At 52.1% G+C, this 22,241-nt stretch carries 15 protein-coding genes; all 15 read right to left on the reverse strand.

The features are described 5' to 3' along the window. Window position 1: 1 nt before the first annotated feature. The 15 genes from ACEVG1_RS01025 to ACEVG1_RS01095 all read right to left on the reverse strand — a co-directional run bounded on the left by ACEVG1_RS01025 (window position 2) and on the right by ACEVG1_RS01095 (window position 22,156). Window positions 2-1,162 carry a 3-dehydroquinate synthase gene (locus tag ACEVG1_RS01025; RefSeq protein WP_374741672.1) on the reverse strand — a complete coding sequence of 387 codons (1,161 nt, stop codon included), beginning with the start codon at window positions 1,160-1,162 and terminating at the stop codon, window positions 2-4. Window positions 1,163-1,169: 7 nt separating this feature from the next. After that, window positions 1,170-2,057, reverse strand: coding sequence for a UbiA-like protein EboC (gene eboC / locus ACEVG1_RS01030; RefSeq protein ID WP_374741673.1), 888 nt, complete (start codon window positions 2,055-2,057; stop codon window positions 1,170-1,172). Between the two features lie 6 nt (window positions 2,058-2,063). Further along, window positions 2,064-3,044: a TatD family hydrolase gene (locus ACEVG1_RS01035; RefSeq protein WP_374741675.1), complete on the reverse strand. Its 981-nt coding sequence runs from the start codon at window positions 3,042-3,044 to the stop codon at window positions 2,064-2,066. 35 nt (window positions 3,045-3,079) lie between these two features. Beyond that, complete coding sequence (locus ACEVG1_RS01040) at window positions 3,080-3,964, reverse strand: EboA domain-containing protein (protein ID WP_374741676.1); 885 nt, start codon at window positions 3,962-3,964, stop codon at window positions 3,080-3,082. A gap of 87 nt (window positions 3,965-4,051) precedes the next feature. Further along, window positions 4,052-4,507 carry a carboxymuconolactone decarboxylase family protein gene (locus ACEVG1_RS01045; RefSeq protein ID WP_374741678.1) on the reverse strand — a complete coding sequence of 152 codons (456 nt, stop codon included), beginning with the start codon at window positions 4,505-4,507 and terminating at the stop codon, window positions 4,052-4,054. Window positions 4,508-4,550: 43 nt separating this feature from the next. Then, the gene (locus ACEVG1_RS01050) at window positions 4,551-8,027 is read right to left on the reverse strand and encodes a PVC-type heme-binding CxxCH protein (RefSeq protein ID WP_374741679.1); all 3,477 of its coding nucleotides are present in this window, start codon (window positions 8,025-8,027) and stop codon (window positions 4,551-4,553) included. Between the two features lie 38 nt (window positions 8,028-8,065). Beyond that, entirely contained in the window at window positions 8,066-9,286 is a 1,221-nt protein-coding gene (locus ACEVG1_RS01055; protein ID WP_374741681.1) for a GDSL-type esterase/lipase family protein, read from the reverse strand. A 37-nt stretch (window positions 9,287-9,323) separates the two neighbouring features. Further along, window positions 9,324-10,451, reverse strand: a complete 1,128-nt coding sequence (locus ACEVG1_RS01060; protein ID WP_374741682.1) for an FG-GAP repeat domain-containing protein — start codon at window positions 10,449-10,451, stop codon at window positions 9,324-9,326. A gap of 92 nt (window positions 10,452-10,543) precedes the next feature. After that, window positions 10,544-13,357 (reverse strand): family 78 glycoside hydrolase catalytic domain, encoded by a 2,814-nt coding sequence (locus ACEVG1_RS01065; protein ID WP_374741683.1) that lies wholly within the window; start codon window positions 13,355-13,357, stop codon window positions 10,544-10,546. A gap of 99 nt (window positions 13,358-13,456) precedes the next feature. Further along, window positions 13,457-14,332, reverse strand: a complete 876-nt coding sequence (locus tag ACEVG1_RS01070; RefSeq protein WP_374741685.1) for a hypothetical protein — start codon at window positions 14,330-14,332, stop codon at window positions 13,457-13,459. A 10-nt stretch (window positions 14,333-14,342) separates the two neighbouring features. After that, window positions 14,343-15,491 (reverse strand): glycoside hydrolase family 5 protein, encoded by a 1,149-nt coding sequence (locus ACEVG1_RS01075; protein WP_374741686.1) that lies wholly within the window; start codon window positions 15,489-15,491, stop codon window positions 14,343-14,345. Window positions 15,492-15,616: 125 nt separating this feature from the next. Then, complete coding sequence (locus tag ACEVG1_RS01080; protein ID WP_374741687.1) at window positions 15,617-17,230, reverse strand: ChbG/HpnK family deacetylase; 1,614 nt, start codon at window positions 17,228-17,230, stop codon at window positions 15,617-15,619. A gap of 139 nt (window positions 17,231-17,369) precedes the next feature. After that, on the reverse strand, window positions 17,370-18,587 hold the full coding sequence (locus ACEVG1_RS01085) for a glucuronyl hydrolase (RefSeq protein ID WP_374741688.1): 1,218 nt from the start codon (window positions 18,585-18,587) through the stop codon (window positions 17,370-17,372). 107 nt (window positions 18,588-18,694) lie between these two features. Beyond that, window positions 18,695-20,203: a chondroitinase-B domain-containing protein gene (locus ACEVG1_RS01090; RefSeq protein ID WP_374741689.1), complete on the reverse strand. Its 1,509-nt coding sequence runs from the start codon at window positions 20,201-20,203 to the stop codon at window positions 18,695-18,697. Between the two features lie 417 nt (window positions 20,204-20,620). Beyond that, complete coding sequence (locus ACEVG1_RS01095; protein ID WP_374741690.1) at window positions 20,621-22,156, reverse strand: RagB/SusD family nutrient uptake outer membrane protein; 1,536 nt, start codon at window positions 22,154-22,156, stop codon at window positions 20,621-20,623. Between the last annotated feature and the right edge of the window lie 85 nt (window positions 22,157-22,241).

The following is a 22,241-nucleotide window of genomic DNA, read 5'->3' on the forward strand; positions in this document are numbered from 1 at the left end:
ATCAGCTTACTAAGTTAACACCCTCTTGTAGTGCTGCGGCGGACCGCAGTACCTGCGTTGTATCCAACTCGTGCACTTCAACGCCCTGTCCAATCGCTTGAAGCAGCATAATGGTCAACCGCCCGCCTAGATGTTCCCGGAATTCCTCCAAGCCGGACAGCAGCGGATGCGCCGTCCCCTCGCCTTCCAGCAGCGGATGGAAAATGGGCAACCCAAGTTCCTGCAATACGGTCAGCACCCGCTGCGCATCGTGGGGCGGCAGCATATCCACGATTGCTGAGTATACAGTATCCAAAGCAATACCGATGGCTACCGCCTCACCATGCAACACCTCGAAATCGGAGAGCTGCTCCAATTTATGGGCACTCCAATGCCCGAAATCCAACGGCCTGGAAGAACCGAACTCAAAAGGGTCCGCTCCGGCAATGTGCTGGAGGTGAAGCTCGGCGCACCGGAAAATAAGGTAATCCATCGCTTCGCTATCGCGACGGCGCAGGCTGCCGGCATGGGCTTCAATCCAGTCAAAGAAAGCCGAGTCTTTGATTAATGCCACTTTGACTGCTTCGGATATGCCCGATATCCACGCACGATCATTCAGTGTTAACAGGAACAGGTTGTCGTTGAAGACGGCTACGGGCGGGCAGAAAGTACCAACGAAGTTCTTCTTACCGCGATAATTGACCCCATTCTTCACGCCCATGCCTGAGTCGTTTTGGGAAAGAACGGTCGTTGGTACACGCAGGTGGCGAATGCCCCGGTGAGCAACCGCCGCGGCATACCCCACGGCGTCGAGCACGGCACCGCCACCAATGGCCATGATATATGAATGGCGATCGATGCCGTGGCGGTCTACCGACTCAATGACACGATCTACACTTTCTCGGTGGTTCTTGATGGCCTCGCCACCCGGGACCCGTAAGATTTCGCCGACCAGCTGCACCGCGGATTCGTGCTCCAGATAATCGCGTATCCGCTCGATGAGCGCCGGATGGCAGCTTACAACGCCTTCGTCTATCACCACGAGCAGCTTGGGCACCGCCCCCGCTAAGCGCTCTGTGAAAAAATCGCTTAATAAACGGTTCTCGGGTGCGAACAGCCCCGACGTAAAATGGATATCGTAGTGGTAAGAAACCGAAAATTTCTGTTTAATAATAGCGTTCATAAACAACTTACGTAACGGCAAACAACTTTGCCAACCAAATGGATATGGGGAACAACAACAACGTTGCGAACGTCAGTGTCCACATACCCGCCGCCGCTGTCCAAGCGGCATTCATAAAAATCAGCCCGATTACACCATGCTTAACGGATTTACGGATGTCGCTTGCCTCAAGCGTCCGGATGGCTTTGGCCAACGGCGGGAATATAAACACGATAAACGGCAAAACCATCGCAACGGCGAATAGACTACCTTGATAATGCCTGCCGAAGGCAACGATACACGCCGCAACAACGCCATATAATATGCCAGACAAATATAAAGGCATCCGTTGTCCGCCGTGGACTTCTCCCCGGCTGATGGTTGTCACCGCAGCAATATAAATAACGGGCACGAATGCCAAAAACCAAAGCGCCTGCAATGCCACTAACGAATAACTGATACCGAGCGCCAAGTTAAGGCCCCGGCATAGCCCCATGGCCAACGGGCCTCCAATGCGATGGTGCTTGGCCCATTTATCATAGAGCAAACACATCGCCACAATAGAAAGCGCAATCGCGGCAGGCACCGCCCCCACGGTGCCCGCAGCCACCAAACCCATAAAAAACAAGACGGTCCCTAGCATGGTGGCCCTGTGTTTCGAAACCCTACCACTGGGAATGGGTCGCTCCGGCCGTTCCCGGGCATCGAGGTCCGCATCAAACACATCGTTGAAAACTACACCTCCGCCGTACAGTCCTATGGTGGCTATCATCAATGCCACCAACACCGGCCAGTTTAGCGTAGCCCCCCCGGGTACAAACAACAGGGCAATGGCGACACCAGCCAGTACATCCGAAACTGCCGTCACGATATTTGCCGGCCGCATCAATTGCAGGTACGATTTCAGCCTTCCCATCCGTAGCTAGGATATAATGATCGATCCCGCATCTCGCCGGGGCTGCTGCCCGCCCCGCAACACCGAATTGCCCTCGAACTTCTGCGCCTGGTCGATCTGTATTTTTCCAGAAAACATCGCTTCGTCCAACTGGCCGCTTTGCGCGAATGCAGCTATCGCGTTTTTGTAGCACACCTGCTCGATCGCTTCCCGGGATATTCCGTTTTTCACCATCAGCGCTGCCGTTTTGGGCACCGCCAGCGGATCGCTGATCCCCCAATCGGCCGCAGAGTTGACCATGATACGCTCCGGCCCGTATTCCTTGACGAGCTGCACCATCCGTTCATTGCCCATTTTGGTAAATGGATAGATGGTAAATGCCGCCCAGAAACCCTTGTCGAGCACCTCCTTTACGGTTTCCTCCGTATTGTGGTCGATGATGACCATCTGGGGGTCTAGGCCATGCTCAAGGGCAATGTCCATGCTCCGGGACGTACCGCGGGTTTTATCGCGATGCGGCGTGTGCACCTGTACGGGTAGCCCGGCCTCTTTGGCCAGTTCCAGTTGCAGGCGGTAATACTTTTCTTCGGCAGCCGTCTGGTCATCAAACCCGATTTCGCCGACACCGACCACCCCTTCCTTATAGATGTAAAAGGGCAATAGCTCCATCACCTCTTCGGCCAAGGCCTCGTTATTGGCCTCCCGCGAATTCAAACCGATGGTGCAGAAATGGCGGATGCCAAATTGGGACGACCGGAACCGCTCCCAACCGATCAGGCTGCTGTAATAGTCGCGGAACGTATCGATGCCCGTGCGGGGCTGGCCCACCCAGAATGCCGGCTCGATCAACCCGACGATTCCGGCATCGGCCATGGCCTGGTAATCGTCGGTAGTCCGTGAAACCATGTGGATATGCGGATCAAAAAAACGGAATCCCTTAACTAATTCCAAGTCCAACGCTATGCGCTGCCCCATGGACGCGCGCTCCTGCTCGTGATAGCTACACATTATTGATTATGTATCTTTGTTTTTGTATCTTCTAATCATTGCGCCCATCTTTCCCAGGGGGTACCACGGTATTCCGAAAGCGCCGCAGGCACCTCACGGTCGCCGAGGTACTGCCGGGCACGGCCGTAACCACTGTGTTTGAATGCATACGCGATTGCGCTCCGCTCGGTGGGATGATGCCCGTTTTCCATGATGCGTTCCATCAGATCAAAAGCGCGCGCATCCAGGAAGGGTCCCACAAGTATCCACAGCATCGGGTTGATTTCCCGTTGCGCAGCATAACGTTCGTACGCATAGTCAGTCAATGCCTGTGCCAACCGCAGGTTATTGCGTTCTTTCAAACCGATAATATGGGGAATATCTTCGTCGGTAAAAAAAGCCTTGAGCACCAATTGATTCCAGGCTTCCTCCTCCAAAAAACGGGCTGGATATGGGTTATTTACCATCACAGCGTGCCGCACTGGGCCGATGTTACTCCGAATGCCCTCCTTGCAACGCGATAACCACGCTTCGGGATAGTGATAAACCGGCAGCGCCGAATAGAGCGCAGCCAATTCTTCCATATCGCCGTATTTGAACAGCCGCTCAATTAACTGTACATATGCCTCTTCATCCAGCTTGGGAATCCCCATCAATAGCCAAACCCGTGCTAGCCTTACGACCGTCCACTCTCCAACCGCCAGCGGAAGTCCATGGAGGCCTTCGGGTACGTCGGCGAGCGAAATCGGCGACAGCGTTTCATCCGCCTTGAGTTGCCTGGGCAACGACGTGAATATCCGTACTACTGTTGCCTGACTCGGGTCCGCACCAAGGCTTTCTACCTGTGCAGATAGCCACAGCCACGTCGATGCATGAAGACGCGACTTCAATGCGCTACTGATGGCATCACCGATGGCGACCTCGCTTGTATTTACGTCCACAGTATCTCCCTTTCAATGAAAAAATTGTGCAATTCACAAAATTACGATTTTTGTACGCTTAGACAAATCGGAAGGTGTTGCGCTTTGTCACAAAACCGTTGGGGTGTGGGGTACTGGCTTATGTGTACTGACGGCAAGCCGATTCCAAACATTAATCGTGGCTACTGCTACAATAGCTTGTGCGAGGTAGTTTTCGCCGAGAATCTTCAGCGCAGCTTCATACGTTTCCGTGGTGAGTCCCTGCTGGCTGATTAAGGTAACCTCCTCCGTAACCTGCAAGAGGATACGTTCCTCTTCCGTAAATAAATCGGTTTCACGCCACGCATCAAGCAGGAAGATGCGCTGTGGGGTTTCTCCGTACTTTAGCGCATCTTTGGTATGCATATCGAGGCAAAATGCGCAGCCATTAAGCTGCGATGCCCGGATTTTAATCAGCTCTTTATGTATGGGCGTCAGCTGCGATTGCGCGAGGTATTTCTCCAACGCGTACACGGCTTGATAGCTTCCGGGTTCAAGTTGGTCGATTGCTATACGTTTTTCCATGATGTGATTTTTTTACGAATGCGCAAAGATACCAACTTTTATACTACTTCCCCATCACCAACCGTGCTTGCGCACTGCCATCGTCGGTCAGCTGTATCCGCAATGGCCCTTCGTTGCGGACATTCCGATCTACCGCTAAGACAATGTGCTGCACGCCCTGCGTAAACCGGGTGGTAAGCTTGTTCTCTTGGATGACGAGTGCACCGGCCTCTGTCCAGACGGTTATACCATTTGCGTCGTCAAAGCGAAGTGTCACTTCACCCGGCGTCAGGATTTCCACCTGGAATTTCACAAAGCTGTAACGGCTTTCTTTACTGGCCTCTACAACGGACAATTCATCGAGGGGTAGCGCGCCCGAAGCCATGCTGTAGTGGGCTGCCCCGCCTGGCCTATTTACTTCGGAAACAACTTCAATACCTTCATTCTTTATTTTTTCCAGCATTTCATCGTTTACCGGCACCGCCTGCCAGCGCCTCACAAACCGCTCCGTAGGAACCCTGAAAGCACCGGTTTTACCCAATTTCGAGAGGTAACTGATCAAGTCGGTAAACTCTTCCTCATCCAAACTTGCGGTTAAATTTGGCGGCATCAATGAACCGGGTATCTTCTCCCTTGTCTGTATCTTCTCTTTCGGGATAGGCACCTCATTGCCGGCAACGTCCCTCATGACGACCTCACTGGGTCTATCTGCTACCAGGTAGCCCATCATTTCGGTACCATCCGTACGGACCACCCGTTGCAGCTCGTATCCTTCTTTAATCGATTCGGTGGGATATAGAATGGACTCAACAATGGCCTCCCCCTTCAAGCTTGTTCCAAGGCTGCTCAAGTCGGGGCCTATCTGCCCACCCGCACCGCCAACCGCATGGCATGTGAGGCAGGCAAGTTCCCGCTTGCGGAAGATCAGCTCTCCTTTCATCGGGTTGCCACCTTTCTCCGCCTTGGAAACGAGCGCTGCGATTTGATCAGCGTCCAGGTCCTGCGGCATGCGTTCGGCCGGTAATACACCGCCTGAGGCCTCCAACCCTTGGATCAGTAACTTGACTTCATCCTTTTCCCTGCGGTCTCCGGGAATCGCGGTCTGCACATGCTTGCGCGCCGCCAGCGCCACGGCCTCCGGTATGCGGGTGGCTATCAATTCTGTGGCCAGTGCATTGGTACGACCACCATCGGCGAGAAATTCGTTGAAGACACCTAGGGCCTGCTCTGGGTCTTCCAGTTCATTGAGCAAACCCACACCGATCTTGGCAGCGGCAGCAGCATTGAGCCGCACCAGTTGCGAAACAGCGATGAGACGGAGATCCATGGGATGTTGCGCGGTAGCCAGGTTTTTCAGCAGCGCTTGCGTGGCTGCCGGGTTGATGGCAGCCATGGCCCTCATCGCGGCTTTCGCATAATTCCGGTTCCCATGGCTCACGAACTTTTTGAGCTGGGGTTCGAACACGTTTGCCTTGAGTGCTCCTGCCAGTTTGATAGCGGCTATTGCAGACGCTTCGTCTCCATCCTCAATAACTGCCTTGAGGCGACCCACTTGGTGGTTAACCAACATCTGTCTGCTTCGTGCGGCATCTTCCAGCGCGGCGAGTTCGCCCGAAACATCGCCTTGTTCCCTAGAAAACCGATCGATCGCAACGTCGAAAACAATGTTTATATCTTGCAATTGACCACGTTTGGCGATAGCCGACAGCACATCTTTTTGATAGGGTTGCGGCACCTGCCCTTCTTTGTAAAGCTGTGTTAAAAGGGTAATGGCTTCCGCGGCAGCCGCCGACTTCAACGCGTACGAAGTTTTTCCAGCATTGCCAAAGAATTTCGGGTCGTTTTTAACGGCGGCGAGCCATTCGGGTTCGAGCTGCCGCAGCGTCTGCCACAACGCAAAATTGAGGAACTCATCCATCGGCTGGTCCAACACATCCAAGGCCGTCTTTGCCGCCGTAGCAGCACCTAATTCGCGTAGCGCGATCACAGCCTCAAGGCGCACCTGCGGGTGCGCATCCTTAACCGCCTTTTGCAGGATGGCTTCCAAATTACCGACCTGTTTATGCCACAGCTGCAACGACCTGAGGGCTCCGGCCCGCACCTGATGGCTTTGTGCATCCAACAAGCTTTCCAATAGCGGTCCGTTATAGGTATCGATTGCCTGGAACACCCACAAACCTTCGAGCTTCAATCGCTCGTAATCTTCGCTTTTTTTGTTGAGCTTATCCAGCCAGCTTTGCAGGGGTTCGGCAACCGCTTCCGCCCCCCGCTCTTTCAATAGCTGCCGGGCTTGTTCGCGTGTCCATGCCTCTGGGGCCTCCAACGCTTTCAAAAGATCACCTACCGATGCACCCACCAGTTTGGGTTTCTTTACCAACGACCTCTTCTTGGCGGTTATGCGCCAGATTCGCCCGCGCTCCCTATCGCGCTGCGGGTCGTGGAAATCTACCTCGCCATGCTGGATAATCGGATTATACCAGTCGGCAACATAAATGGCCCCATCGGGACCGATGGAAATATCTACCGGCCGGAAGGCAACGTGATCGGTCCAGAGCAGGTCGGGCATTTGCTTGGAAGCATATCCACTACCCTGCTCTTCCAGTTCGAAGCGATTGATGCGATTGGCACGGAAATCATTGGTGATTAGGCTTCCTGCCATTGAATCGGGCAAATGCCGCCCCGATACAACTTCCAATCCGGAATGTTTCGGTTGCCCGGGATTCAGCCCACGGAGTATTTCTTCGGCACCCGGAGACGCAAGGAAGGTAGCGCCGGGGAATGCATAGTTGATTCCCTCTCCGCCCGCACCATCGGTGAGGAAAGATTGCCCATACTGATCAAAACGCAGCCCCCATGGGTTCACGAGCCCTTTTGCATATACGTCCAGTTCGAGCGTGTGAGGTTGGAGCCTCCATACCCCCCCACCTTCAAGCCGCTTGATTCCCCAGGGGGTTTCCACGTGGCTATGGATGTAAATCGATTGGTTGAAATACAGCCTCCCCTCGGGACCCCAACGGAAGGTATGGATGAGATGGTGGGTGTCGCCGGTACCGAAACCGCTTAGTATCGTCTTTCGCTGATCTGCTTTGCCATCGCCATCAGTGTCTGACAAGTACAGGATTTCCGTAGCGTTTGCCACATAAACGCCGCCATCGCCCGGCAGGATTCCGGTAGGTTGAACCAAGCCCTCTGCAAAAACCGTCGATTTGTCCGCAACACCATCCCCATCGGTATCTTCGAGGATGAACACTTTATCATTGGCTTCCTCACCGGTTTTAGATAGCGGGTACGCTGTGCTGGTAATCACCCATAGCCGCCCTTGGGCATCCCAGTTCATCTGAATGGGTTTTGCCACCAGCGGCTCAGCAGCAAACAGCGAGACCTCAAAGCCTTCGGCGATCTCGAAGGATGCTAGTTCATTCCTCGGGTCATCTTCGGGATACTCCTCAGGCTCCTCCGGTTGGGTTGAACAAGCACTTATTAACAACAATGGTGCAACGAATAAGCCGCGTAAGGCCGGCAACACACGTATGAGTTTCATCTGTTTGTTTTCTGTTATTTGTTTACGGCGAGCCGGTATTAATCCTTCAAAGGAGTCAGTTCATATGTTTTGACCACCGGTTTCCGATGGAGGTTAATTTGGTCTTCCAACCAAGCAATAATGAAATCCAGGTCTGCAAGACCTTGTTTATGCCGACCCTGCTCATACGATCTGAAACCCAAGATATACGTCCTATTCAACGGGCGGTACTGCTCGAAAAACAATTCGTTTTTCTTGACGATATAGCCACTTATTTTTGCTGCTTGTTCCTGTGAGACTCCGTGGTCCAATACGATACCTTTCGCCCAGTCGGTCGCTGACGCGGTAACCAACTGCCGACCGTTCTCCGTCAAGGTGTAGTATCCGCTCGCCAGTCCGCTTACCTGAACAGACACAGATGCTTGCTCAGCGGGTTTACCTGCATCAGGTAAAGGAAGTGGAAGAACCGGTTCTTCCACGCTGAATACGACATTGTCTCCGCTGTTCGAAATAATTTTAGCCGGGCCGGTGGCAGTAGCTTTAGACTTGGACGCTTTAACCATCACTTTTGATCCGCGCGCGGGCCATCCAAAAGATTGTTCGAGCACTTGGGCAAGGTAATAATAGCCCGCATCGTTCAAATGGATGCCGTTGTCGAGATAGATGTCGTCGGTATTTTCAGCAATGGGCGTGTAGATGTCTACGAACCTTTTTTTGCGTTTCGTGGCCACGGAATCAATCGCTTCGGCATACCGTTTAAGGTTCTTGTTTTGGGTAACCGTGTTCTCCGTACTTCCCGCACGCTTCACTGGAATTGTAGACAACAAGGTAGTCTGTGCTCCCAATGCATCGACGGAATCAATAATTATTTCAAGCCCCCTAACGAACTCGTCAAGTCCTTCATCTCCCTTTTGGGATTCAATGCCCCCATACGCAATCAGCACGTGGTTCGGGTTGGTGCTTCTTATTTGCTGAAACAACTGCTGGTAAGGTGTAGGCGGTGTGGTAAAGGTGCTCCGTGCTTCGGCAAATACGTTGTCACCGGTCCAGCCGAGGTTTCTGAAAGTAAGGTCCTTATCGGGCCAACGGCTGGAAATAGCATACTCCAAATACCCGCTTTTTAATTCATTCTCGAAGAGTGAGCTTCCCAGAAAAAGGATCCGCTCGTTTGGTTTGAACTCCAATTGGGGCTGATTGCTCAATCGTTGAGCGGGAAGGTCTAAGCAAGTACCGGCTAGCAGCGTACCGATTATCCCGCTGGCAAACAAAAATAACTTCATCTTAAGCATTCGGTGTTAAATTAACTCGTTGTTTTTTTTACTTAATACCTTCATTGAAAAATACCCAAAGGCCGTCTTTTCCGGCCACTACAATATCTTTTCTTCCTGCACCTCTCAAGTCGGCAACTTGCATATAGATCCCTGTGCCTTTACCAACACCCGGAGGGCCGTACGCTATTATATTTTTGGTAAACGATTTGCCGTCCCAAGTGAAATAATACAAACCGACATCATCATTCGCCCCCGGATCACCACCGTTGTGTGCCCGGTAGCGCTTACCCGTTATCAATTCCGGTTTACCATCGCCCGTGATATCGGTCCATACCAGTTCGTGGTATTGGGAAGCTGTATCATCGATCAGGTGCTTTTTAAAAGTCCGTTGTCCTTCGGCGCTGACCTGTTGCTCGTACCAGTGGAGACCGTAGCTATGTGCGTTCCCCACAATGAGGTCGTTGTTACCGTCTCCGTTGAGGTCGGTCACGATGATTGGGATACTGGCATCGTGGCCAAGATCAAAATCGGGATGGAAAACCCATTCGTTATTCCCTGTGTTTTCTATCCAGCCGCTGCTTATGATGAAATCGCCTCTTCCATCGCCGTTGATATCACCGAAACCCAAGCCATGGCTTTTATAATCGCCCACTTCGTAACGGGCGAATTTACCCGGCCCTTCCAGTCGGAAATAATGCAATGGTGAACCCGGCGTATTCGGCACAATTTCTACCTGTCCATCGTTATCCAGGTCCCAAGCCCTCACGGTTTCTACGTTACCTATCTTCGCGATGACGTGTGCCGGCCATTCACCGTCCGTCCCCACATTCTCATGCCAACGCAACTCTTCTCCAAACCAACCACCGGTAATAAAATCCATGCGCCCATCTTTATTGACATCTAAGGGAATGGTCGCAAAATCGTCGAAGTACTCGCCATATGCCGGCTGATCACCCAGTCGGTGGCGATTGCGGAAAATCGTGTGGCCATCCCCCTCATTGAGGTAAAAAAAGTCGCCGGAGACGAGGTCTGGCTTACCATCGTTATTCACGTCTATCACACCGACCGATTCAAAACTTTCGGCGGCGACGAAGTGGGGTTTAAACGTTATTTTTTCTTTCTGTTGGGCCCACAAAAACGTTATGGAAATGCCACACAGAACAGGTAACGCCATTAAACCCCGAACAACTTTCCGGCAGGTACTATTAAAAGGGTTGTACATATTCGTATAAAATGAGTGATGTTGGATGAATTTGATATGCGTGGCTATGGTGCTGTTAGCTGTACCAGCCGGTACGTACCCGGCAACACCTTATATTGCAACAGTCCATCGTGATCGGCAAGCCGCTCAATGCTTTTATATGCTGAGATATCCACGGCTTCTTCCGGCCGCAGTTGCAAGGTAGCAACACTATTGGGCGGCACCGTTACGTCCAGCGTTAGCTTGCGGTCTTTCCGCGACCAGTTCGATTCAATAGTGCCAACAGGCGATTCAAACGATCCGTTGGCCCATGTTAAATCAGTGGCATCCCGAAACGGCGGGCGGATGATGAATTTTCTAAATCCTGGAAATTGCGGATCGCGCTTGATGCCGGCAACGCCATCGATGTACCATGCCCCGGGATAAAGGTATGAACTGTGCAGCAACGAGTGACCGGGAAGGTCTTTTTCCCACATCTCCCAAATTGTCGTTGCGCCATTCGCTTTCATATACCCCCAACTGGGATAGGCCGTTTGAGACACCATGCTATAAATCAAGTCGTCTCTCCCTTCGTCGCGCAGGAGCTTAAAAAGCAATGCCCCACCTGTGATACCAGCATGGATGTGCCCACCTCGTACGTCGACAATCTCTCTTTCCAGACGTTCCATCACGTTGCTGCGTAGCTGTGCAGGCGGAATATCGGCCAGCAGGGCTGCGGCCAGATTGGCCATGGAACCGTCTGCGTAGCTATGGTCCGCTTCATTGAAAAAGCGGGCATGTATCGCTTTGGCCGAGGCCTCAGCCTGTGCCTCCCACGCATTGGCCTCTTTTGTTCTACCAATGATTCCAGCAATTTTTGCAGCGGTACGCAGGTTGAATACGTAATAGGCATTATTCAAGCAAAGTGTCTCCGGTTTATCGTTATTCATGCCCTCGGCTGTGGCGTTCGGCCACAGCCAGTCGCCCAGGAAATCCCATTGCCCACCAAAGCGCTGCAATAGGTTGTCTTGGGTATGTGATTTCAAAAACCCAAGCCAACCTTGAATAAGCTCGAAATTAGCATCCAATACCTGTTTATCGCCGTAATGTTGGTACATAAACCAAGGCAACGTAACCACAATTCCGCCCCATGCCGGCCCGCCGCCGCCCCAATACGTGGGGGCTGTATGCGGCAGTACGCCATTATTCAGCAAGCGCCCGCTGGTTACTGCCTTACGGGCATAATTCGTATCCAGCATATTGCCAACCATGGGCTCCGTACCCTGCACGTCACGCCAATCTTGCATCCACTTCGTATAGAAAGCCGCCAAGTGATAGTTGAACATACCTGTTTCGCTCGTCGCATGCGCATCGCCTCCGTACCCCATACGCTCGCGCTGGGGGCAGTCGACAATAAAACCACCGAGCGAAAGGTTTTCAAATGTCCATCGTATCCGGTCATACATCCAGTTCTGCAGCGTATCGGAACATTCGAACCGCGCTGCGTTGTCAAAGTCTGTCCGTACCATCCACCCACGGATATCCGCTAAATCGGGTGCTTCATCCAGTCCGCGGATGGTAATCCATCGCCCGGAGCTGTAATTGAAACGATTGCGGAACGTTCCCGTTCCCCCATCGCCAATGACGTAAGCACTATGAAGACCAAATGTGATATCATCCTGTTCACGCTCGGAGTAAAAAAAACGGATGGTATCGCCTTCCTGCCCTTTCACGCTCACTTCGGTCCACCCCGCAAAGTTGACACCCATATCGACCCGGAACGAACCATCGGCTCGTTCTTCGATGGCTACCGGCCGGATTTCGTCAAAGAGACGGTTACCTTCAATCACTTGTGGCGAAAGCGTTAATTTCGTGGGGTACTCGATTGCCGGGCGCCATGCCGTTTCGTCACAGCTTGTTCTATTCCAATCGGCGATTTCCTTCCGTGCATCCCATATTTCGCCGCCCATATTTCTAAAATCCCACTTACCGAGCAGACGGTTGGGGCTGGGATGGGTTTTCCATGAAGCGTCGGTAACAACCCTAGCCAGCGGCCGGGCACCGTCGCCGGGCGACACTTCTTCGTACACGTCCATTTGTGCGGTCACGATTGGGGTGAGTGGGCGGTCGTCATGGAGAATGTACCCCGGGAAAATCGACCACGACGTGCCCAACCAGAGCGCGATGACATTGGTTCCACGCTTCAGTTTATCGGCAATGTCATAGGCCACATAGCGGGCCCGTTTGGTATGGTCTGTCACGGCGGGAGCAAGTACCTCATCCCCGATCCGCTCACCGTTCACATACAATTCATGATAGCCCACAGAAGCTACAAATATCGTCGCTTTGCCGGGCCGCTTGCTAAGTGCTACCGTCTTTCTGAACCATGGGTCTGTAATATTGTTTTCTGCGGCTGCGCGATTGTACATTTCGTCACTACCAATCCATTGGGCCTTCCAACCGTTCGCATCGAACAATCCCGTTGTCCAATAAGCCGGTTCACTCCATGCCGAAACCCTTCCCTGTTCATCTTTCACCTGCACTTTCCAATGGTAGGCACGGTCCGAGTGCAGCTTCTGCCCACTATATGCGATATGCTGCATCTGGTCTGAATTTACCCAGCCACTATCCCACACATCACCGTTTTCTTTGGCTAATAACCGGGTTGTTGACGCCACTAACACCCGATAGGCGGTCTGATGCTGTCCAAATGCCGTCTTATCCGTTGCTTCCAATATCCAGCTTAGTCGTGGCGACTGCACAGTGATTCCCGTCGGATTTTCAAGATATTCGCAACGAAGACTATAAGGGAGTACCGCGCTATTGGGTTTGGCGGATGCGTCCAGCCAACACAATGTACCAAAAACACCCCATAGCAGCAGCAATAATCGTTGTTTCATAATCTGAAGATCATCAAAGTTGGTAAGTCGGTAAAGATAACAGCAAAAGGCAGCTTCACTGTCCTGTACCATTATGCTAATGGTGCATGACCTGCGGATTTATCGGTATCTGCGCACGACCTCCCATGCCAACTCCTGCAATTTCAGCGCTTGCTCGGGTGTAGGATCATCATCATATGGCCTGCCCCACATATCCGTCAATATATTGGGCAGCCCTACGGGCGATTGGTTATACAAGGTAGAGAAATGGATACATGCCACGAAATATCCCCCAATGCCATTGATATGGATGTCGTCGCTGAATAGATCTTCGAGGGTGCTTAACCCGGGGATTTCACCAGCCAAGACAGCATCATACAACGCTGCCATCCCTTGCCCGCTTGGGATCAGCCGCACAGGTTTTCGGGGCTCGAACCGTTTGTTCAGGGTATCGACCACGCTTTCCCACATGGGCAGGTCATCATCCAGTCGTTGCCGCCAGGGGTTGGCATCCACGTCCCAGGCGCATGCCGTAGGTGTACCGCTATGGATGCAATGCCAAACCTCATACAGGTAGATCTGGATATCGGGGTTGTGCCCGGTGGCGAACGTGTAAAAACTATCCGCATACTGGTAGGTCTCGTGGATGTTTTCCATCCGGCGGGGAACGGATTCCGTTAGCACGAGCACATCGAAATTTCCCCTGGGCAGCCCATATCGCTCGTCATAATACCCGGCATAAAACGGGTTGACGGCCTCGTACCCTTTTTCCTTGATTTCCCAGCTCTGTTTCAGGGAAGAGCCGGGGTTCGTTTGGTAGCGAAAGCTGAATTCTACCTGTTCGTGATGGTTGGCCATGGCGTATACCCGGTCAATGATCGGATCGCTCAGGCTATGGCCAATGTAAGCCGCATGGACTTTCCGTGGCTGCGCGTACGCCCATTGGGCGCAGTATACAATTGCCATCAATGCGAAGGCAAGGTTTTTCCCGGTCATTTTATATTGATTACACAAACTTCGTCAACAGATCGAGCATCTTCCGGTCGAGCTTCTGCCCGTACCAGTCTTCGTATGCCACGTCCGTCCGGTCTGAATTCAGTATACCGAAAGTCCCGTCAAACTCCCAAAGTGCAAAACCGATCCCGTGTTCCGTCAATATGGAAAACATGTCATCCATCCACGAGAGCGCTACCTGATGCGGGGTTTCTTTCCATGCGCCGCATTCGCCGCAATGCACGCCACCCCCTTGGTTCACCAAGTCAATCCACGGCGCAAAATGCTTCCTCAGCCAGGCCTTGTCTTGCAGCACACCGTTTTCTTCGCTTGGCCAGGTAACTGGCGGCAAGTTGTTCGGATGCTGGAATACCCAAGGCGCTTTGTAATGGGAAACCAGGCCGGGTGCATAGCCCCTACAGCTTTGGGCAACGTCCAGGTCGGATATATTGTCAATGACCTCTGTACCGATGTTATTCCCATCGGCGATGACCAAATGCGTTGGATTGGCCATCCGTATGGCATCCGAGCCTTTGACGATTAAGTTCCGGTACAAGTCTTTGGGCACCGCACTGCGGCGGGAAAACTGGTCATTCATATCTTCGCGGAAGCAAGGCTCATTCAACAAATCAAAGCTGATGTATTCGTGGGTTTTGTTCCTAAACAACTTGGCCCAATGCGTCCAATGGAAGACAAACGCGTCCATCGCTTCGTTATCCGCCCAAAGATTATAAGGTTCTTCGAAGCCCGCGTTGACGCAAAACCCGGGTGCCCGGTGTAAGTTGAGGCTCACGTGCAGGCCTTGACTATTGGCTTGTTCCACCAGTTCCACCACCTCATGGACCCGCTTATCGTCGATGCGGCACACTTCTTCCTTGTTGATAGGCCGGGTCCGGTCGAAATCCACATAGTACGGGTATGCCATGGGCACGCGAACAAAATCGAAACCCCAGTCGGCCATCCAACGGAAATGGTCTCGGGTAGTGTGCTGCCGCCTCATCCGGGGGTCGGGATGGAAGAAATCAAGCACATTGAATCCCTTCCACCGGGGAAGCGCATTGGTGGGCTTTGCCGCAAGCAACTCCCCAGCCGATAGCAAGGGCAAACCCGCCAACCCGAAGGCCAGCGTCCCTGCTTGTTTGATCATTTTCCTTCTTTGCATTTCCTTTTTTTATAGGTTGTTAATCCAACGGGCTTCGGCCGTTGGTGCGCTTGACCGGCGGCGGGCACGTAGCCAAATGTACAAAAAGCAATACATCTAACAACAACTGACGGCAGCATTCGATATCAGAATTTCAGGTGTTTCCCAACAAAGAGCAGGAGTGGGTTGACGGACCGTTCGTAATAATGCCCCAAGTTATGGGCTGTGTCTTCCAGCACCAATCGCTGATGATCGACACCAGCATCCGACAACCTTTCTGAAAACGCGCTGAACGCCTGCGGCCTATCGTTGTCTCCATTCACCAGAAAAAACCCGAAACCCCGCTGCTTCCATAGGGGAAGCGCCTGTATCAAGGCTTGTTCAAGTTCATCGCCCTCCAAGCGGATGCCCCCGCCCATACTACCTGCCACGCTAAACAATTTCGGGTACCTGATGGCCAAATGCACCGCGCCCGCACCGCCCATGGAGAACCCTACAACCCCACGGGCTTCTGCCTTCGGGATGGTCCGGTATTCGCCATCGATGAGGGGAATCAATTCTTCGACGATCATCCGTTCCACCTGGCCTCGATATCCGCTCCGGCCACCATTCGGGAATACACAGATGACTGGCGGCAGCACCCGGCTTTCTATGGCCTTCGCCACCCACGATGAAAAACCCGCGGCATCCGACGATTCGTTCCCGCCCATACCGTGCAAGAAGTAAACGACTGGGTAACGCACCTGCGCGTTTTCTTGGTAGCCGTCGGGCGTCCATACCGTGAACCCTACTTCATGACCCATCGCATCGCTTTCCAGGACGTGATGACTAAGACCTTTCGAGGGGGGCAAACCGGCATTCACCCATTTCACTTCAGGACGCGCACGTTGCCGGTCATCGGCCGTCCGTGTAGCCGTATCCCGCTTCATGTCTCTATAGGAAATCAATTGGATTCCCCTTTGGGTTATTTTATCGCGAACTTCCTGTTTTGTCAATGCCATCAGGACGCCGGCGCGGTCTTCCGCTACGTTCTCATAACCAACGTGTCCCATACCCCGCGTTTCCAGGTCGTCGAAGGCAGGATGTTCGACCAGCAAATACGTGCCGGCCGAGAGTCGATCCATTTCCCTGAGCAGATTTCCAGCCTTTTCCGAAGCCGATACCGTGTTTCCGCTCCAATGCGGAAATTGCGAGACGTTTTCTAGGTTGACCGACAAACCGTATTCGCTGGCCAATTTCCTGAGCAGTTGTTTCGTTGTTTCGGAAAAGCTGAGGCATCCCATGTGTTCTGACAGGTGCGTAACATGTGGGATCCGCTTCAACCCCAGTTCAATCTGCGCCCGAAGCTCCCGTTCGATCTCACCGATATCCCATGCACTTTCCACGATGCTGGCCTGTGGCATCTGTTCATTTTTCCAAACGAACGGAAAAAAATAGCCACTTTTGTCGGTGATGCTTGGGCAAGCGGTGAGTGGCCGCCATTTTACGGCCGACCACTCGCTGGTCAACGTCAGGTGGATGCCTACATCGAGGCTTGGCCTATCGTTGAGTAACATTGCCGCCTCTTCGAACCAAGCGCCGGGCACCATCACTTCAACCGATCGTACGATGCCTTTTTCGTAAGCCTCCATGGCAGCGACGTTTGCCGAGCGGGACGCTCCCATATCGTCGGCGCGCACCAATAGTTTAATAGGCGCGTCTTGCGCAATGCATGGCATGACGAGCAATAAGATAATCGATAGTATGGTTGTTTGTTTCATTTCCGCTATTTTTGATTTAGAATGGCAATCCCTGTAGTCCTAGCAGCGATAAAACCACGTTTGTCAATTGCATTCATTGTGTGAGATCCATAAAGGGTTTCATCATGTTCATTCAATAAGTATTCAAGTAAACCCAACGTTATTCCGGTAAAAAACCCATCGCTTGCCCATAGCGGATAAGTGCCTCCACGTAATAATAATCGGCGTAAGAGAGGGGCACATCAATTTCAGACGCTGCCGGAAAATTACCCACGGAATGCTTCAGCAAAAACCCGCCGACCTCCTCCGGCTGCGCCCGATACGGCGCTTTCCCCAGATTCAGCAAGATCGTTTCCGCGGCATTTAAAAAGGAGGTACGCTGGTCGGACTCGACGTATTCGCTCAGCTCGATCAGTGCGGAAGCGTTCAGCGCCGCAGCGGATACGTCCCGATACGTGCCGGGCGTACCGGCCAGATCGAAATCCCAATAAGGGATGAGATCCTCGGGCAGACCGGGATGATTAAGGATGTACGTTGCGACCTTTACCGCCTGACTGAGATAGACGGAATCGCGTGTGTCGCGGTACATCATCGTATACCCATATAGCGCCCACGATTGTCCGCGCGCCCAAGCCGATTCGTCGGATGCTCCCTGATAGGTTAGGTGTTGAATCGCTTGGCCGGAAACCGTGTCATAATCCACGAGATGGTAGGTACTGTAATCCGGCCGGAAATGGTTGGCCAACGTTTTATCGGCATGGCTCCTGGAAATTTCTTGGTAACGCTCTTCTCCCGATACCCGGCTGGCCCAATTCAAAAGCTCCAGGTTCATCATGTTGTCGATGATCACCGGGAACTGCCACCGGTCACGGCTAAAATCCCAGGAGCGGATACACCCCACCGTTTCGTTGAACCGACTGGCTAGCGAGTTGGCTCCGGCTAACAAGACAGCCGCATCACCCGGATTTCCTTCTAAGCGCCAAGCATGGCCGAAACTGCAGTACAGCATGAATCCCAGGTCGTGTGTGCCCCGGTTATCTTTTTCCTTTTGCAGAAAAGTCAGCTTACGACGAGCTTCGACGCGCAACGTTGTATCTCCCGAAAATTCATACAGATACCACAACGTACCCGGATAAAAGCCAGACGTCCACCATCGGCTGTCCGAAAAGGCATGCCGGCCACGCTCAAAGGTTTTCGGGAAACTGTCTAAGGGAGTGGCGCTGATCAACTCCTTGATTTGTTCGGTGGCTGCAGATAGCTCCTGTTGGATGTATGTTTCATCCAAGACACTGGTGTCTGTATGATTATCGGGGCCACAAGCATTCGCCAATAATATCGCTGCAGTAGTTGCCAGCACTTTCCAAGGTAATATCTTCATTATGATTGTGTTTTCAGAAATCGGTATGACGTGCCACGAAAGCTAGCGATACCACCGCCCATACTGGCAGCTTCATCCGTTTAACTTTGCTTGTTATCGGCACCAGGCTATTTCAGATCCAAATGAGGGGCAACCATTTCATGAACGTATTCCGTCATCGTGACCTCCATTTCCATTTGCTCTTTGATATTATCCTCGTAAGGCCAGGGCCACAGCGGTGTTGTTGTGAGCACGCCATCCACATACCGGTACTTTAGCCTTTCGGCATCAATCGTGTTCTGATGTATGGCTGTTGGCCCGCCGATCAACGCCCTTTCCGGAAGATCCACCTTACCGCTTGAGGTAATCTGAATCCGATAGTTAAGCGCATTTTTCCAGATGACGATGTCTTCAAACTTGCCATTCCATTTGCTCATTACATGGACCGCCGGATTGGCCCGCGGTATATCGTCCCGCCAGTTCCCATTGCCCAGATCAAAACACCCAAAAACATAATTGTATCCGCGGTCGTAATGATCGTCGAAGACCATGCCGCCCATAACCAATCCCCATGGGTTGTCGGGCGCCTGGTTCGATTCGGGATGGAAGCGGGTTTCGAAGGCGATACAGTTTTCAGCGATGCTGTTGTCGCAATTGTAAAGGTTAAGCCCCGAATGCGGCCCACGGTCACTTCCAAATCCCAACTCCGGCGCTGTACCACGGAAAACACCTCTTCTGAGTACACTGTTTTTACATTCGTAGTAAAGAAATAGGTACCTGCCCGTTCCCCATCCCCACACATCTTCAGCCAGAATATACTCGGATTCGTTAAAGGCAAATACATGGCAGTTGTCTGTGTAGGTGTTTAATACATTGCCATCTGACAAAACCTCATACCCGGCATTAAAGCCCGAGCACCTCCTGTACGTCAGGTTATTGCTAAACTCGGTCACCCACACGGAGTGGAGGGCATTACCCGCTTTGATACCCTCGAAGTTGATATATTCACAACGCCTGATCTCAATCACATGATTAATTTTTACTTGACCGTCGAAAAACGCCTTACCTATATTTTCGGCCCGTATCGTGATGTTTTGTTCGGCCGTACCTTTCAGGTCTTCGATTTTCATATTCGTATATGTACCTTCCAGCAACACCACGGTGTCTCCGGGCTGCGCATCGATGATAGCGGCCAATGAACCCGGCGTATTCCTTCGCCAGCCAGTGCCATTGCCGGCCGGCGATACCCATAATTTCTTTGACTGCGGATACATCTCCCCTTCATCGGGTATGCCCTCAACGGTAATCGTCACCTGGGCCGTTTGCTGCGTTTCGATGTCTTTTACATGAATGGTAGCGGTACCGCTTGATTTGCCTGTTATCGTGATCCGGTTTCCATTCAAGCTAGCAGCTGCAACGGCTTCATAATCAACGCTCACCGTATAGCTCCCGCTACCTGCAGTAATGTTTACGATGTGACTTTCGCCCGGCATTACATCGATTTCAATCTGACTAAGCGCCAAGTCGTTGTATGCCAGATTTTCCGAACCTTTATCTTTACAGGCTCCTAGCAGCACCATTAAAAATAGGGCTATTACACCTGAAAATTTCGTTTTCTTTGCTAAAATCGCTTTCATAATTCGTCTTCATTAACATTAGTGATTCTTCCCTTGCAGGCTGGTGACCCAGTGTCCGGTTCTTTCCAAACCGCCATATCCTTATATATTTCACGGTCCTCTAATTTCCGGGCGGGCCTTTCAATGCCCGCACCAATAAATCCCGCAGCAATTTTATTCAGCGCCGGGAAGTCGCTGCCGTAAAAAACATTGTTTATGCATTGGTAGATAAAAGATTATCCTTTTTATCATCTGCTTATGATTTATTTTGACGTGCTTTATAGACACGGGGAATCATCGGTTATTAAACGGGGGTTCCACCGCCGTTCAGGGAAACAGCATGAATACCTTGGCCTGTCCACAGGCCGGTAGCCTTAGACAGACCTAGGTAAACCATCGCGCAAAAGCAACCGCTTCATGCGCATTTTGCTTTGCTAATTAATCGTAGCCTGGATTATTTTCGATGATCCCGCTATTGCGCTCAATCTCCGCATGTGGTAACGGAAACACCAAGTGTTTGTTCACATCAAATTGTACGGGAGAAGCCAGATAGGTACTGAACCCGTTATTATCCCCAGTCCAGCCCGACAGGTTGATGTCCCCTGCCGCGTGCCAGCGTTTCAGATCCCACCAACGGTGCCCTTCGCCTGCCAACTCCACAAAACGCTCGTCCATGATCCACTGCATGATGGTGCCCACGTTGGTTTCAGTTGTCGGGCGCGCTGCAGGCACCGTTCCGTCGCCATGGCCCGAGGCTTGCGCCCATGTTCTCGCTCTAGCCCGTATGTCGTTGACATGTCCGATCGCCGCGGCTGCGTTTCCAGCTTTCAATGCGGCTTCTGCGGCCAAGAGTTTCACGTCGGCGTAGCGAAGAATCCGCTCGTTGTTCACCGACCCTCCGTGGAAACCGGACAACTGGTTCGCACCGTCAGGCTTGTTGTACTTCTGGAAGATCCGTCCTTCCACCCCATCTTCGGGGTTCAAAAAAACACTAATCCGCGGGTCCGAACCGAATGCCGACAACAACTTCTCGGTGACCAGGTATCTGGTGTTCACGGCGTCATTAAAGTCGCCACGGCCAGCGACTTCCATCATGAAGCCACGAAACACACTCATGTTTTCCACCCCCCGCCATGCCCCATCGTGGGCAAGGTTCAGGTTATTGTTACCGCTACTGGGCGTGGTTGCCTGCAATTCATATAGCGACTCAGCATTGTTTTCGGTCGCCGCACTAAAATTATGCAAATAGTCGGGTACCAGTACTGCAGTGATCGCGTTGAAGTACGTCAATGCTTCTTGGTGGTCGGCAGTGCTCCCGGTATAACCGCCCCGAAACACCAAGGCTTTGGTCAATAGCCCCCGTACGGAATTCTTGGTGATTCTTCCTGCAGCGGCAGCCGGCCTGTTTTCCGGCACGATAGCGAGTGCGGCTTTCAAGTCGGTGATTACTTGCGAGAGCACGTCCAACGCCGGACTCTTAGGCGTATTAGCTTCTTCTTGGGTTTGGAGCCGCTTCGTTACCAACGGCACGGAGCCAAAAACATTAAACAGTTTAAAATACGCATAAGCCCGGAAGAAGAGCGCCTCGCCTTCCATTCCGGCAATTTCATCAGCTCCGTCGAATGTCGAAAAGTCGACGGTTTTGACGCGATCAATCATCACGTTGGTCTTCGCGATTTGCTTATATGCACTCCTAAAGATAAACTCCACCCTGGAATTATTCGGGTTTAACGATCCATCGAACAGTTCAAAGTAAGTATTGCCCCCCCGGCTTTCGGTCAGATCGTCGCCAGGCAAGAGCCAAGCTCCGCTAACCCATCCGTTGTATCCAACACCCGAGAAGTTGTAATCGTCATATATCCCTGCATAAATGCCTACCAACTGCGCCCGGAATTCGTTTGCTGATGAAAAGTAACTTTGTTCTGTTGGGGAGAACGGTTCTTGGTCTACCAAGCTCGGGTCACAACTCAACATTGCGCAACCTAAGGAACAAAGAACTAACCTTATATATTTTTTCATTTTCTTTCTTTTAAACAAGTGCAACATCATATTTCCAACG

The sequence above is a fragment of the Parapedobacter sp. 2B3 genome, assembly GCF_041925275.1.
GTDB lineage: Bacteria > Bacteroidota > Bacteroidia > Sphingobacteriales > Sphingobacteriaceae > Parapedobacter > Parapedobacter pyrenivorans_A.

Coding starts and splice junctions, on each gene's coding strand:
- ACEVG1_RS01070 (WP_374741685.1), bottom strand. CDS start 14,332: ATGACCGGGAAAAACCTTGCCTTCGCATTGATGGCAATTGTATACTGC.
- ACEVG1_RS01095 (WP_374741690.1), bottom strand. CDS start 22,156: ATGTTGAGTTGTGACCCGAGCTTGGTAGACCAAGAACCGTTCTCCCCA.
- ACEVG1_RS01060 (WP_374741682.1), bottom strand. CDS start 10,451: ATGGCGTTACCTGTTCTGTGTGGCATTTCCATAACGTTTTTGTGGGCC.
- ACEVG1_RS01085 (WP_374741688.1), bottom strand. CDS start 18,587: ATGAAGATATTACCTTGGAAAGTGCTGGCAACTACTGCAGCGATATTA.
- eboC (WP_374741673.1), bottom strand. CDS start 2,057: ATGGGAAGGCTGAAATCGTACCTGCAATTGATGCGGCCGGCAAATATC.
- ACEVG1_RS01025 (WP_374741672.1), bottom strand. CDS start 1,162: ATGAACGCTATTATTAAACAGAAATTTTCGGTTTCTTACCACTACGAT.
- ACEVG1_RS01090 (WP_374741689.1), bottom strand. CDS start 20,203: ATGAAAGCGATTTTAGCAAAGAAAACGAAATTTTCAGGTGTAATAGCC.
- ACEVG1_RS01065 (WP_374741683.1), bottom strand. CDS start 13,357: ATGAAACAACGATTATTGCTGCTGCTATGGGGTGTTTTTGGTACATTG.
- ACEVG1_RS01050 (WP_374741679.1), bottom strand. CDS start 8,027: ATGAAACTCATACGTGTGTTGCCGGCCTTACGCGGCTTATTCGTTGCA.
- ACEVG1_RS01035 (WP_374741675.1), bottom strand. CDS start 3,044: ATGTGTAGCTATCACGAGCAGGAGCGCGCGTCCATGGGGCAGCGCATA.
- ACEVG1_RS01045 (WP_374741678.1), bottom strand. CDS start 4,507: ATGGAAAAACGTATAGCAATCGACCAACTTGAACCCGGAAGCTATCAA.
- ACEVG1_RS01080 (WP_374741687.1), bottom strand. CDS start 17,230: ATGAAACAAACAACCATACTATCGATTATCTTATTGCTCGTCATGCCA.
- ACEVG1_RS01055 (WP_374741681.1), bottom strand. CDS start 9,286: ATGAAGTTATTTTTGTTTGCCAGCGGGATAATCGGTACGCTGCTAGCC.
- ACEVG1_RS01075 (WP_374741686.1), bottom strand. CDS start 15,491: ATGCAAAGAAGGAAAATGATCAAACAAGCAGGGACGCTGGCCTTCGGG.